General features: G+C 39.5%; 10 protein-coding genes. All 10 read left to right on the top strand.

Translation table 11 applies throughout. The annotated features are described in order from the left end of the window. Positions 1 to 6 precede the first annotated feature (6 nt). The 10 genes from tssH (at position 7) to GQR38_RS10075 (ending at position 15,218) form a co-directional block, all read left to right on the top strand. Positions 7 to 2,742, top strand: a complete 2,736-nt coding sequence (tssH, locus tag GQR38_RS10120; protein ID WP_165721757.1) for a type VI secretion system ATPase TssH — start codon at positions 7 to 9, stop codon at positions 2,740 to 2,742. A 25-nt stretch (positions 2,743 to 2,767) separates the two neighbouring features. Further along, positions 2,768 to 4,789 (top strand): type VI secretion system tip protein TssI/VgrG, encoded by a 2,022-nt coding sequence (gene tssI / locus GQR38_RS10115; protein ID WP_165721766.1) that lies wholly within the window; start codon positions 2,768 to 2,770, stop codon positions 4,787 to 4,789. 17 nt (positions 4,790 to 4,806) lie between these two features. Further along, positions 4,807 to 5,223: a hypothetical protein gene (locus GQR38_RS10110; RefSeq protein ID WP_165721756.1), complete on the top strand. Its 417-nt coding sequence runs from the start codon at positions 4,807 to 4,809 to the stop codon at positions 5,221 to 5,223. A gap of 4 nt (positions 5,224 to 5,227) precedes the next feature. Continuing rightward, complete coding sequence (locus GQR38_RS10105; RefSeq protein ID WP_165721755.1) at positions 5,228 to 6,388, top strand: hypothetical protein; 1,161 nt, start codon at positions 5,228 to 5,230, stop codon at positions 6,386 to 6,388. Continuing rightward, complete coding sequence (locus tag GQR38_RS10100) at positions 6,378 to 7,400, top strand: DUF2169 domain-containing protein (protein ID WP_165721754.1); 1,023 nt, start codon at positions 6,378 to 6,380, stop codon at positions 7,398 to 7,400. Before GQR38_RS10105 ends, GQR38_RS10100 begins: the two co-directional genes overlap by 11 nt. After that, the gene (locus GQR38_RS10095) at positions 7,400 to 8,299 is read left to right on the top strand and encodes a hypothetical protein (protein ID WP_165721753.1); all 900 of its coding nucleotides are present in this window, start codon (positions 7,400 to 7,402) and stop codon (positions 8,297 to 8,299) included. Before GQR38_RS10100 ends, GQR38_RS10095 begins: the two co-directional genes overlap by 1 nt. Beyond that, positions 8,296 to 9,321: a DUF4150 domain-containing protein gene (locus tag GQR38_RS10090; protein ID WP_165721752.1), complete on the top strand. Its 1,026-nt coding sequence runs from the start codon at positions 8,296 to 8,298 to the stop codon at positions 9,319 to 9,321. The genes GQR38_RS10095 and GQR38_RS10090 overlap by 4 nt, the downstream gene beginning before the upstream one ends. Beyond that, on the top strand, positions 9,318 to 13,175 hold the full coding sequence (locus GQR38_RS10085; protein ID WP_165721751.1) for a hypothetical protein: 3,858 nt from the start codon (positions 9,318 to 9,320) through the stop codon (positions 13,173 to 13,175). Before GQR38_RS10090 ends, GQR38_RS10085 begins: the two co-directional genes overlap by 4 nt. 26 nt (positions 13,176 to 13,201) lie before the next feature. Beyond that, on the top strand, positions 13,202 to 14,371 hold the full coding sequence (locus GQR38_RS10080; RefSeq protein ID WP_206006138.1) for a hypothetical protein: 1,170 nt from the start codon (positions 13,202 to 13,204) through the stop codon (positions 14,369 to 14,371). A gap of 100 nt (positions 14,372 to 14,471) precedes the next feature. Further along, the gene (locus tag GQR38_RS10075; RefSeq protein WP_165721750.1) at positions 14,472 to 15,218 is read left to right on the top strand and encodes a hypothetical protein; all 747 of its coding nucleotides are present in this window, start codon (positions 14,472 to 14,474) and stop codon (positions 15,216 to 15,218) included. Position 15,219 lies beyond the last annotated feature (1 nt).

The raw sequence follows: 15,219 nt of genomic DNA, 5'->3' as shown, positions 1-15,219 counted from the left end.
AAAAAAATGGATGCTAAAGGCATAAAACAACTCATAGATAAATTAAATGGCCACACCGCAACAGCACTTGAATCAGCAGCTGGATTTGCGAGTAGTCGTAGTCATTTTGAAGTGCTTCCTGAGCATTTACTTATTAAGTTAATGGAAGAAGGAAGTAATGGTGACCTTGAGCACATTTTTCATTTCTTTAATATTAATCAAGACAAAGTATGGCATGAGCTATTAGACTTTTTAAATAGACAGCCTGCCGGTAATCAAAGTAAGCCTACATTTTCTCGTCGTTTATACGAATGGCTAGAGCGTGCATGGTTAAGTGCTAATGTTCAGCATAAAAGTGATTTTATAACAGGTGCTGCGCTTATTGATTCATTAACAGAGTTATTACCTTACAGCCCTGTACTTCAACTACCTGCTTTACTGGATAAAATAGATTCACGCTTTTTAGCTGAAAATTTAGATAAAATTTGTCAGCAATCTTCAGAGCGTTTAAACCCAGTAGCTAAATCAAAGTCTGCAAATCAAACAGATTCATCGCACGGTACAGCTGCGCTTGATGAGTACTGTGAAGATTTAACTGAAAAAGCAAAACAGGGTAAAATTGACCCGGTTCTCGGTCGTAATGACGAAATTCGTATGATGGTCGATGTGCTATGCCGTCGAAGAAAAAATAACCCTATTTTAGTGGGTGACCCAGGTGTAGGTAAAACAGCAGTCGTTGAAGGTTTTGCCCAGCGTATAATTGATGGCCAAGTACCAAGTGACCTGCAAGGCGTACGCTTATTGGTGCTTGATATGGGGTTATTGCAAGCAGGTGCCGGCGTTAAAGGTGAGTTTGAGCGCCGCTTAAAAACAGTAATAGATGAAGTTAAAAATTCAACAACGCCAATAATTATGTTTATCGATGAAGCGCACACTTTAATTGGTGCCGGTGGCGATGCGGGCATGAGTGATGCGGCAAATTTATTAAAGCCAGCATTAGCACGCGGAGAATTAAGAACCGTTGCGGCAACAACATGGAGCGAGTATAAAAAGTATTTTGAACGTGATGCCGCTCTAGAGCGCCGTTTTCAGCTTATTAAAGTGGATGAGCCAACAGAGCAAGCGGCTCAATTAATGCTTGCAGGCTTAAAAGATAAATATCAAGAGCATCATAATATTCAAATTACGGATGACGCTATAGAAGCTGCTGTCGTTTTATCGTCGCGCTATATAACAGGCCGCCAATTACCAGACAAAGCTATTGATGTATTAGACACCGCAGCGGCAAGAGTACGTATGTCGTTTGCTACAGACCCCGCTGCCATTGAGTCTGAGCGTGAGCACATTAATTACTTAGAAACCAGAATCAATAGTCTCAATGTAGAGCTAGGGCAAGGTTTAGTTGTTGATAAAGATAAGCTTACCCATTTAGTTGAAGAGCTGGTTATTGCACAAAATAAATTGGCACAACTTACTCACTCGCGTGAATCTCAAATTTCGACTTTGAGTCAAATTAACGAGATAAAGCAGGCAACTGATCAAGAGCTTGATAGCGAATCATTGCTGACACTTCGCCAATCACTAAAAGAGCAAAATACACAAGACAACGGCTTATTTAGTGAAGTAGACGCCGATGCTGTTGCGCAAATTATTTCACAGTGGACCGGTGTGCCTGTAGGGGCCATGGTAAAAGATCAGATTAGTAATTTAATTAATCTTGAAACCACAATTAGCCAAGAAGTTATAGGGCAGCAGGCTGGACTCGCTAAAATAGCGCAAACACTAAGAGTGAGTAAAGCCGGCGTAAGCAACGATGAAGGCCCGCTAGGCGTATTTTTACTAGCTGGTCCATCGGGCGTGGGTAAAACAGAAACGGCGCGTTGTTTAGCAAAACAGTTATTTGGTGGCGATAAGTTCTTAACTACAATTAACATGAGCGAATATCAAGAGTCGCACACCGTATCGCAACTTAAAGGTTCACCACCAGGGTACGTTGGCTATGGTGAAGGTGGTGTGTTAACCGAAGCGGTAAGACAGCGTCCATATTCAGTAATTTTACTTGATGAAGTTGAAAAAGCGCACAAAGATGTAATGAACATGTTTTACCAAGTGTTTGAGCGCGGCACCATGCGTGACGGTGAAGGACGTGAAATAGACTTTAAAAATACTGTAATTATCATGACATCTAATTTAGGATCGGCAGAGTTAATCGATGCATGTACACCGCCTACAGTTATAGACCTAAGTCCTCAAGATGACGAGGAAGAACAGGTACAGCAAAGCGATCAAGAAGCAGCTATTAACGAAGCGCTAAATCCAACGCAAGCACCTATTAATGAAGACGGAACGCCTTGGAAAGTACCATCAATCGGTGCACTTACTGATTTAATTAAGCCGCAGTTACTTGCTTTTTTTGCGCCTGCTTTACTTGCCCGTATGCAAGTTATACCTTACTTAGCGCTTGATTCTGAAGCTCTACAGTCTATCGTCAGCTTGAAACTTGAAGCCATTGCCACACGTTTGCACGAAAACCACAAAATGCAGCTACGAGTAGATGCTAGTGTTTTAGAAAAACTGACTACTCAATGTACGCTTTCAGATAGTGGTGCACGTATGGTGAACGCGGTTATAGAGCAGCAAATACTTCCTGGTATCGCTAAATCAATTTTAGAGTTTATGGCAGAAGAAGACATGCCTGATATTTTAACGCTGGCCGTTGACGAACAAGACGAAATTACGGCGACATTTGCAGATAACGCTTAAATAAAAGGATGTAAAAATGGGATTCATGGACATATTTAACGAGCTCAAGGCCAATAAGAGTCACTTTAGTGTTGCTATACAGGGCATGCCTGACGGGATGGTCTATGTAACTGACTTTGAGTCTAGGGACGATCGTTTATGTGAAGACTATGAATTTAAAATCCAAGTATTGAGCCCTGAACATTTAACATCTGAAATGCTAATAGGCAAAGATGTTTCGTTATCACTAGTGTGGTCAATGTTAGATCGTACTATTTCAGGGTTAATTAGTGGTTTTATAGCGCATGGTCAGAGTCATCAGGGGTATCACTATACTTTGATCATGAGTTCTCATTTAACATTACTTAAGCATCAGCATTCTAACCGTGTATTTACTGCTATGGATGCAGGTAAAATTATTTCGAGTGTGTTTGAAAAAGCAGGTTTCCCTGCGCAAAAGTTAAATGTACAAGCAAGCTCAACCATGCTCGATATGACCGTGCAATACAACGAAACTGATTACGAATTTGTAACACGCTTAATGCGTAAGCACGGTTTTGTGTACAGCTTTGTAGAGCAAACTAGTGGTGAATGTACATTGTATATTTGCAATGATTCTAATGGTATAGCGCAAGAGTTTGATGAAATAAACCTAAGCTATGTACCGCCATCTGGGCAAGTAAGAACGAGTGAGTCAATTTTTGCTATAAGCAGGCAGGCCCAATTATTTCCGCAAAGTACACACTTAGATGATTACAACTACCAAGCTCCGGGTAATTTGCAAGTTTCAAAAAATAACAGTGCGTCAGTTATTGGTTTTGGTGAAGATAGTCATTACGGTGATAATTACGGGCAATCAAACGAAGGGCAAGACTTAGCAACTATCAGACAGCAAGCGTTTGATTGCCAACGTGAGCAAATAATAATAGACACAGACTGCAGGGCGCTTCGCCCTGGTATGCGTTTAAATATTTATGACCACCCAGAGCATGATGGTCAGTATTTAGTGACGCGTGTAGAGCACAAAGGTAGCCAAAGTGCTTCGGTTGAATACGGCTCTAATGTAAAGGGCTTAACGTATAAAAACCAAGCTTATTTAATTAGTGTTAACCAGCCTTATAAAGCTCCATTACGCCCAGCGAGACGTGTGTTTGCAACGTTTAATGCATTAATTGAGCAAGAAATTGATGACAAAGGTAACTACGTAGTAAAACTACCGTTTAATCAAGATGGAGAAGGCCAAGAAAGCCGTCCTACACGTTTAATGCAACCTTACGGTGGCAGCGGGCACGGTATGCATTTTCCACTAACTCAAGGTACAGAAGTGCTCGTTTGTGGTGAAAATGGTGATTTAGATAGGCCTATAATTTTAGGCGCGCTTTATAATGAAAATGCACCAAATCCTGTTACAAGCGAAAACCCAACTGAAAACAAATTAGTAACTAAAGCTGGGCACAGCTTTGTAATGGATGACAAAAAAGGCGAAGAGAAGATAAGCCTTGCCAATAAAAACAATAAAAACCAATTAATACTCGATGCAACAAATGGTGCGCACCAGGCAATGTTAAAGTCTGTTGATGGTGATGTTAAAATTTCAGCGAAAGAAAACCTACAGTTTGTTGCCGAGAACGACGCAAATTTTACAGTCGCTAATAATTTTACAACCCGAGTAGAAAACAATCTGCAAATTCAAACCCGCGAGGGCGATATTACAGTTACCTCGGCTGCGGATTTAACTCTAAACTCAGCCTCAAATAGTCGTATGCAAGCGACTGACGGTAACTTAGAGCTCACAGCAACTGATGAGCTTAAAATGCAAGCACGACAAGATATTAGCGTTTACTCGGTTGATGGCAACCTTGAGCTACAAGCACCTCAAGGTGATTTAGAATTAAACAGTGGTAAAAATATTACTATAAAAGCAAATGGACAGGGGTCAATTCAGTTAAGTCAAGGTGGCGCAAGTATAGAAATTGATGCTGCGGGTAACCTTACAATTGACGCCACTAATATAACGTTAAGTGCCACTAATATAGCAATTAAAGGCAGTGCAATTAGTAATAACTAAGTTAAAGGAGTAATTTAATGAACGCTAAAGTTAAAAGTATATTTAATCACGATCAGCAACTTGCACCTGTAAGTAAAGTCGATGAATTTGGCCGAGTTAAAGGTGTTACAGTAAATAACGACGAACAGAGTGTTGTAGCACAAGCGGCGCATATAACACCATGCCAAGTGGGCGACACAGTACTACTTACCCACACTGCACAAGGCTTTATAGTAACAGGGCTACTTGCAAATGAAGATCAAGCGCCCGCTGCACTCATTAAAAATAGCCAAGGCCATATTGTTATTGAAGCTCAGCAAAGTATTAGCCTCCAAACCGCTAAAGGGACGATAGAAGTATTTGCTGATGGCACCATAGTGCTCGAAGGGCGAGATATAACAGCCAATAGCGAGCAAGATCTTACCTTGGCTGGCTGGCCAATTAGGCTTAATTAATACTATGTTTGCTCAAGTCGCTAAGGTTAAGCAGCATCAGCAGCGCTTAACTACTTTATTAAAACACAAACAAAAGCTGCAAGCGCAAGGTGTTTACCCGCTTGCTCGACTAAATGTAATTGAAAGCCAATTACTAAATCATTTATACACACTCAGCGATTTAAAAAGTGATGCACCCACAGATTACTTTGCAGGTAAAAATTTAACACAAGTAAGCCATTTAGCGCTTGATGAATTTATTACCCTTGCGTTAGAAAGCCCAGAGCACCAAAGTATCTACACGCTATTGCTACAAAGTCTTAATTTAAAAAGTGAACTTAACAGCGGCGAAACTTTTTTAGCTTTAAAGTCGAACAAACATTTAAGTTATTACAGTGTATTACAGCACTTACTTGATTATTGGCAGTTAGATGATAATAAAGCACTGCGCAATAGTGTACTCAACGAAAAAGAAGAGCTTGGTAGTACCGCGATTACTTTACTTTTTTCACAGCAATTGAGTGAAACAGAGCTAAATAGTGCCATGCTACATGCTAACTTTGATATTGCTTATGCAGCACTCGTGAATGCCTATTGTAATAAAACAAGTAACTTATCAGACATACTATTTAAAGTATTTGCCAAAACAAATGATGACGACAAAAAAGCAAAATTACTTGCCCTAGCAGGGCTTACTAACGATCCGCGCTGGGATGAACCTTGCCTACTTTTTTGTAAAGCTAACCCCGGGCTTTGCCAACATGTACTAAGCCACTTTGTATATAAGCGTGCATTGCCTTTATTTATTAATTTAATGGCGCATGGGGTAACTCAAAAACCAGCTTACGCAGCATGGCTAATTATTACTAACAGAGCGCTTGCCCAAGCAAACAAAGTAACTGTAGTAGAATCAAATAACGAAAAAAACGTACACAGCGGCATAAACCTTGACGATGCAGAGCATGCAAGGCAAGCGTTTGCACTTGTCCCTGGGGATCAATTATTAAACGGCGTTAGCTTTGTGTGCAGTAATGCAAAACAAAAATTAAAAATGTTTGCAGGTGAAGTTGTGCAACGCGTTGTAGCACCACATTATTCATTGCAAAAGGCCTGTGGTTTGTACCATGTATTAGCGAGCGCCAAACAATGGCAAAGTGTTATAGCGGAGAGCCCAAGTGCTGAATAATTTTTCTCCTTGGCAGGCTAGCTTTTTTGATGGTTGGTTGAGTGACCGTACGTTGGCTAAAGTTGTCCTTGTAAAACAAAACTTTGAATTTGACGAAAAAGGCAATGTAACACCAAATGAGCCCGGCCCCGATATTGTTGTAGCTGATGACTACGATGGCGACCCCGCATATACACCACTTAGAGAAGTAAACGAACAAGTCGCCTTTAAACACGGATTTGAAGTGTATGGCGACTTTACAGCTTACCCACCTAAAGCCAAACAAGCGCGAGTGATTGAAGTAGAGCTTGGCCTTCATGATAAAGCGCAGCCACTATTTAAAAAACGTTTACGTGTAACTGGCGCACGCTTTTGGAAGCGCTCTTTACTTGGGCCTGTTGCAACTGATCCGAATATTATTGAGCCTACACCCATTAATTACAGCAATGCTTTTGGTGGAAAAGATCTTAACGATGAGTCTAATTATCTGCTTGAAAATCCGATAGGGAGAGGATTTAAGCTTAAAAACAAACAAGCAAAAGGGCAGCAATTACCTTGCATTGAATACGCAAATCAACTACTTCGTAAACCGAGTCATACTACCTCAGTTGCAAGTTTTTCAGCTATACCATCACATTGGTCACCGCGTATCGAACTTATGCCCGACATTGATAAAAAAGCACTTATGGCAGGCAATTATCCTTTTAAAACAGTGCTTGATGAACATTTTAACAATATGGCACCTTTAGATCAGCGAGTAAAAAAAGAGTTTACACAAGGGTGGGCGTTTTCACTTTCAGGGTTATACCCGTTACAAGAATATGGGCAGCACCAACGAGTTGAACTTCCATTTGAAGAGCCTATTGTTCAGCTAGTTAACACATTAAACAGACATACAATTAACTTGCGCTGCGATACGTTGGTTATTGATTCTGACGCGCAAAGTTTTTCTTTGTTATGGCGCGGTTATATTGACGCAATACACGTAGGCGCAAATAGCCAGTTAGTCGTGGCAAAAAGGGAAGCTAACTGATGAAGTTTGATGTACTTTGCCATATAAATGCTACAGGGTGTACACCAAGCAGCCTATATACAGCTGTTGCAAACCAAATGTTGTTTTCTAAACCGAGTAAAGCATTAATACGGTGTGATATAAGCTTAGATGCCCCCTACATAATGGTAGAAATAGAAGAGCTTGCTCAGCTTGATAGGCAAACCAAGTGCTTATTGTTATTAAGCCAGCTGCTCGAAAATATTGATATTACAACCCTTAGAAAAACATCCCGTATAAGTCAAATAGTGTTTGTATTACCACAGGATGAGTTAAACAACCCGGTAATAAGTGACGATACCCTCAGTGAGCTTTTAGCTGAGGTGATTTCGCAGCAAGTCCCTGATTTTGAACAAACTACAACGCTTGATTTAAAAAGCATAGCGCCCGATACACTTATAATTGCACTCGACTCTTGCGTTAGCTACCAATACGTAAGCCATCAAGCAAAAAATAACGTGGTGCAAGTGTTAAACGGCCCGCCAGGCATTATTAATGGTGAAGGTGGATGTGTATTACTTACCCATTTACAAGGCACCCTTAGTGCACACCTTTATAATGGTGAATTAAACGAACAGCTCAACCAAGCTGAGGCTTGTGTTAATGATACTTACCTATTTGCAGGAAAGGAGTCGTTAGCATGGCAAAAAAAATGGTTTGCTAATACACAAGCATTGTATAGCCCAGAAGACGAATTAATAGAGCTCGCCAACTTAAATAATACTATTGGCCATCAAGGCGTTGCAAACGATCCAGCGGGGTTTGTGCTTGCAAATAGCTATTTAAATAACCCACTAAATGAAGGGTTACAGCATGTATTTTTATTATTTAATTCACCTAACGAGCAATTAATAAAAATTTCAAGGAGTGAAAATTCATGACATACATTAATGCAGCCGCAGGTAAACAAACAGGCAGTGTTCAGTACGACATCGACGCGCTAACCGCCGATGTGCGCTCAGGTGGAACGTTAACATGGCGATACAACAACCCAACACTATTAGGGCTTAATAATAGTGCCCGAAGTAACGGCGCATTAGGTAAAGCCAGCAATGTCGCTATTTTTGAAGACCGAGCCAGTGGAGATGCGGCATTTTTAGCTGAAATAGCACGCCCTAAATACCGCGATAAAACACTTGGCGAAATGGTTAATGTATTTATTCCAGACTATATAATTCCACCACCACAATGGGATGATGAAAAAAACGAACCTATTTTGCCGTGGAACGAGCCACAAACGAGTATGGATGTTAATAAACCTATTACTAATGCCCAAGCATTTTTAGACTTAGTGTCGAGTCATTTAGGGTGGCAAGCCGGCAATCAAGAACAGTTAACTAAAGATGCGCAATCGCAAGCAGCGCAAGTAGCCACAGTATCAGGGCAAAATGTATTGATTAATGGCCGCACTGCAGTGCACCAAAGTAGCGGCGGCAAGCTAAGCACTATTGATATATGTTTAACGACGGTAGGCCCAAGTGTCATCCCAATCCCTTATCCAAATATGGCCGCAGCAAGTGATGTAGCCAGTGTGGCGGGGTCAGTCAAAATAAACGGTAACGGTGCTGCCAACATAAAAAGTAACTTTTCAAAAAGTAAAGGCGATAAACCCGGAGATAAAAGAGGCCTAATGAGTGGCACTAACGATGGTAAAGCTGAATTTATAATAGGCTCATTTAATGTACTCATTGAAGGGAAACCCGCTGTTCGCCAAGGTGACTTAATGATTTCAAACTCAAAAAACACCCCGCCTATGCCGCTAGCGCAATCAGGTGGCGCATCACCAAGGGGGTTGAGTGTAGAAATGAGGGATAGTTTGGCTGACCAGCAAGTCGGTAAAAAAATAGTCATAAAAATATCAGGATCAGAAAAGTTAGATGAAGATGGAGTGTCAATTGTATGAGTGATCTAAATGTAGCAGATAAAATTGATGAAAAAAATGCGCATAGAGAGCTTGTTTTTGAACGCCAATCAGATGGTGTAAAAAATGTATCATTAATGGTTAGAGATGAATCTGTAAATAGAAGCAGTAAAGGCTACTATAAAATCCCGTTATATCAGGTAGATGCTAAAGAGGAGAGTGATAATACAGCTGATATTGAGCTAGTTCATATATTTCCAATTAGATATGCCCACCCTGCAGATGAAATTGACGATCATAAAACGAACTTAAGAGATGGCTTTTTATACATTTTTGTTGACGGTCATTTATGGCGTGAGCTTAAGGTAACGACTAATAAGGATGTTACAAGATTTAATGATATTAACCTTGCTTGGCAAAAAGGCGCTCTTACTTGGAAAACAAATAAAGGTTTTCGCGAGGCAACTGGCGAAGCACTCAAAACAGTCATCGTACCATATAAGCTAAATGGACAAATTTGTGAGGTACAAATTGCTCATTCTGAAATTCAATGGCCCTGGGAGCAGATACAACTTTTTGGTGGCCTTAAACCAGAAGATCCAAGGTTAAACTATGGAGAGCCGGTTAAGCCAGGAGAGAATAATGCTGATGCAATAGAGCTACGAAACAATAGGTTGTTTACGTTAGATAAGCTTGGGGATTTTGAGCAAGGCTATAATAGCGCGCAGCTGCCGAAGCATGTTGTATTAGATGTAACAAATAAAGCTGGGGTTTATCAGCCAATTATTCCAGATGTGCTTGGTAAGGCCCGCCAAGCCTGTGCAGATATAACTCTGGCTCGTTCAATCATCAATACATTACTCTTAGATAAAGCAGCTAAAGGTAAATCCGTTTTAAGTGTCGATGAACTTACTAAAGAGCAGCGAGGAGAGCTTGAATTAGCCTCATTTATTCAACAAACCTTTTTTGCTTTTCCCCAGTCTGTGTCTGACAAATTAGCAACATATGGTGAAGAGAGTGTCTCTGAGCAAGAACAAAAGATTGCTTCAGATTATAAAAAGTGGGTAGAAAATAAATTTGATAAAACAGCATTCAGAAAGTTTTTAGATACAGAGCAAGTGCATGTGCTTGGTCAGTATATCAATGAGTTAAGAGCCAATGTAAAAGACCTTATAGAGGATGAAGAGACTGCTTCTTGCTTTTATCAATGTGCAAGAGATTATGCATATCACACAGGCAACCGACGACTCGACATATATCAACTTATGTGTGATGTATTAGCCCCTCTAAAAGATTTAACGGCAGACATACTTCGCTCAAGTGTAGTGTATGACCAAGACGCGAAAAAGCTTGAGCAAATCGACAGCAATGACTTAGGGCAACATATAATCTTAAAAGTGTTAGGTACACACCCAGAGGATACCAGTGACCGTTCAAATTTATTAAAACTACATAAGTTACTATTCCCTGATGAAACCAGTAGTAAGCCCAATTTAACTGAATATAAGTGTTTTCGAGATAAAAAAGATCCTAAAAATGTTGATTTTTCTATTGATGAGTTTAAGGCTTTGGAGAAGCAAGATGATCAACTTGATGGTTATATAGAAGGCGATTTAACGCAAGTATTTAGGCGTAGTAGCCAAGCTGTATGGGGTTTTTTTAATATTATAATGGAAGTACCTTCAGCCACTTATTCTATGTCTCAAGGTGGCGGAACAATTAAAGATGTGTTTACTGCCCGCATGCAAAAACAATCTAGCTTACAGCGAGAAAGTAATAAACTTGAGCGACAAACAAAGAATTTAGAAATACAGATACAAAATAAGCAACGCGAAATTGAAAGCTCTGAAAAGACACGCAATGATCTCATTCAGGAAGCGCGTAACCAAGGTATAGGTGGTGATGACATCACCGAGCAATTAAACAGGCAGCTTAAACAAAGAAACAAAGAACTAGAGCATTATAAAACACTGCTCAAACAAGCAAAAACAAAAGGTAGTGTAACACGTGCGCATTTATCAACACTAAAAAGTGTGGGTTTAGACATGCTCAATAGTGAGGCACGTATTAAGTCAGTTGCGATGTCGTATAACCCCTATCAAAAAATAATGCATCTCGCGCACATGGTTTCTGATGGTTTACTCGTTGAGATTGATATTGATATTAACGACTATTATGAAGGGAACTTACCTGATTCAGTCGTCCCGCTTAATTTTGACAGCCGTTCTAAGCGTGCCGAACAACGAATTTTAGAATTTAATAAAATAACCGAAGGTATTGATGAAGCACTGAGCCAGGGTAGTTACCCAGGCAATGGCGGAACGCGGCCCATTGTTAAACTTAAAGTTAACGATAAAGTAACCATACCCGCTCGTTTAGACCTTATTACAAGCTTAGATGGCTCTTTAAATGAATTAGAGGCCATGGTCACTAAGCAATACTACCAAGCAGACAGCGCTAAGAAAAAAGTGATGCAAAAAATGGTAGTGCTAGATAAGGATAAATTGACAGCACTAGAAGAGAGCTTTGATGAACTTAGTGATGATTTAAGAGAAGATGAAGCTAAGTTAGAAAAAACAAACTGGGATTTAACTGGGTATAAAGATCATAATAAATCCCTCAAAAAATACGCGAAAACAGCATTGGGTAAGCAGCAAACGGGCAAAGTTGGCTCAGCCAGTATTGGTGTTTTACCGTTTGTCACTGGGCTAGAAGTCATTAATTTTTATACAGTTATAACTGGAGATGGCGTTAGTTTAATGGATAAAACGTCAGCGTATGCTGATTTGTTAGATGTTATGGTGAATATTGGTAAGGATCTTGTTGAGCGTCGTTATGGTATGCCAAGCTCTGAACAGTTGAAACTTTTCTCTAAAAACAAAGTGCCTGCTAGTGAGTTTACTAAAAAAATACTAAGAGGAAGGCTCAGTGTTATCTCTGCGAAGGTAGCCTTATCTTATGCCGCCAATGCAGCGACGTTCCTTGCTGGCGCAATAAGTACATATGTGGCCGTGAGGGATGCGGTTAATGAATATAACAAAGGTAATATAGGCCTTGCGACAGCAAATTCTATTATGGCTTTAGGCTTTTTAAGCATGACAGCCGCATCAGGTATTGCAATCATTACCAAAGGGGCGTCAGCATTAATTGCCGTATTTGGCATTGCCGGCTTAGTAATAGTTCTAATTGCGGCAGGGCTTATTTATTACTTTAGCGAATCAGAGGTTGAAGCCTGGCTACATGCATGCCCATGGGGTAAGGCTGCATTTATTAATGATGGCTCAACGAGTGTACGAGCCGAACAATGGAGAAATCGCCCTGATTTAGCACTACTCGATATATATAACGCGCTTTATAAGCCTTATGCAAAAGTAATCGCGAATGAACACTCCAAAACAGTCTCAATGGGGCTAACAGCTCCCGTAGCTGCAGTGAAAGAAGGTGTCGATACAAAAATTAGCTGGCGAATGCTTCCACCTGATAAGGGAATGCTAAATTATTATGCGGCATCATTATTAACAGATTATGACTCTAGGCTAGCAAAATACAGTAAGCATAAGCACTTCAGTCAAATCCCTTTAGACTCGGTTATTTTTCGCAAAAGTATATGGACTTTGCAGCCAGCTCGAACAGGTTGGCAAGCTGAAATAAATAACCACGTTTTATTGGCCGCGCTCGGGTTAGAATCAGGCGACCAAATAGAGCTTAAATTAGAGGCAACAGTATATCCTAATGGTAAAGTTCAACCGACTATTCAAGGGTTCAATAGTACCTATGGCTTACCAATCGAGTATTACAAAGCGGGTGAAAAACCTGGATCATTATCTTGGGGTGATGACCGTAAGTACAGTCACCGTATTGGTCAAGTTATAAGCCAAGCAGTAATTAATTTATAAGAAGTAGATCGCGTAAAGGAGTAACTATGAACATAGATGATAAAAACGCAGAGGACGAAAGAATACTTGATAAGCTAGTTGAGCGCTATATTGCTGAAGAGGAAGATGGTTTAACTCACGAAGAACGAGAAAAAATAAAAAGAGAAAACCGTATTAACGCAATTAAACAGTGGTGCGTTGAAAACCCAAATCGGGACCCTACAAGAGCGAAAGATAAAACCATAAAGCAACTGGCGTTAGATGAAGAAGCTGTAGTGCGCAGAGAAGAGTTTAGAAAAAATAACCCAGAGAAAGTGGCTGAAATACGAAAGCGAACTAGAAAGGAAAGAAGATACCGTGATGATAGAGCAACCTACGAAGAGCAACTGCCAAGAGACTACTTACATAAAGACAGCTATGAAACGCGATTAAAAAAAGCCGAAGCACTCAATGGTTGCAGGTTCAAAGCTCGTACGTTTAAAAGTAAGCGTTTTACTGATGAATATGCAGCAGAGCTCAAGTCGCCTAATCGTGGCTCAACGCTTGAGGGACATTGGGTAGAGAGCGATGGTAAGCAGTTGGCTATTTCATGGTTTGGAGGGTGGTCAAATTTATTTACTGCTCTAAGCTTCTTGTTAATGGTCGCTGCAGTTCTGTTTTTTTTCGTTGATTTGGGTGTTATTGGTTTTGTGTGGGAGGATTATCGGTGGGTGCCATTTGCTATATATGCACCTATGTTTATTGTTGGTTTTTATATGCTGAAACACCGGGCCATATTAGCGCACCGAGATAATTTTTATTTTAATCGTCATACCGGGCTTGTAAAAACTCCGTATACATTATTCAGAAAACCGTTTTATTTACCTTACGAAGACATTGTTTGCTATGGCGCCAATGAGCGTAATGTAGGCTCAGCCCGTGGTGGTTCACGCGTGTTTGTATCTCTTATGGTGCCGTTAAAATACCCTAAACATTATCGCTTTACCAAGCCTACTTTTTATGTGGGTGGTTCAAATCGTGAATGGGATTCACTGGCATACGCCACAGCCATGACCTTTATGGATACATCAATCCCACTTGGCACGCACTTATACCAATCGATAGAGCATTACTTCAAAATCGATAAAGATATAACAGAAAAACACGCTTTTCCTGAGGAGCTAAAACCTTATTTAGACCCTGATGACTGCCAAGTAAACAGGCGTGAAGTTTGGTGATGTAAAAAACAGCGCTGAGCATAAATAGTAGTTTTACTTTATTAAAACCAACCTTAAACAATAGCGCTTTTATTGTTTAAGGTACTTTAAAAGGATTTTTATGAATCGCTTTGCATTTAAAAATTTATCACTCGCAATGCTTATGAGTTTTTTTGTCGAGTTTTTATTGAGTTATAATTCATTAAACTCAAGACCCGTTTTAAGTTTTAATAGTACTACATACGATAATAATATATGCAGCACAGTAGCTGGAGCATGTTCGAGTTTAGTACCTTGGGATTCGTTTTTTTTATTACCACTGGTAATGTCTATAGTGTTTTTTTTAGTATTAAAAACGGCTGATAAATTTAACCTCTGTGTCTATTTTGTTTTGTCTAATTTTTTTATAGTTATCAATGGTGATTACCCTTATGTTTTTTATTACTTGATTGAGGGTGGAGTGATTTTGTCATTGTTACATTTTTTTAATTTAAAACAGACAAAAGATAAAAAAGAAAAGAACCAAAGTGAACGTTTTTTTAATTTTCGAAATTATTTAAAAACATTAGATAAAACAGGCTTGTTTACTGGGGTGGCTGCTGAAAAAGAACTCTTATCATTCTTTTTGGTCAGTTTTTTAATCTTATTTTCTTTAATTATTATGATTTTATTTCCTTTCTTAAGTCTTTATATTAAAGGTGAAATAGATTTTAATACACTGAGTTTCATATCAGCTTCTTTTATTAAAAGCGCTTTTTTAAATTCAAATATAACGTGGTTTATTTTAATTACATTACTTTCCCTATTGTCGTTGCTATATCGTAAAGTATATGGAATTAATTTAGTTAAAACTAACAATGAGATCTAAT

The sequence above is a fragment of the Pseudoalteromonas sp. c7(2019) genome, from assembly GCF_011378625.1.
Lineage (GTDB): Bacteria > Pseudomonadota > Gammaproteobacteria > Enterobacterales > Alteromonadaceae > Pseudoalteromonas > Pseudoalteromonas arctica.
Note: the sequence above shows the minus strand (reverse complement) of the source record. Positions and strands in the feature narration are given on the sequence as shown.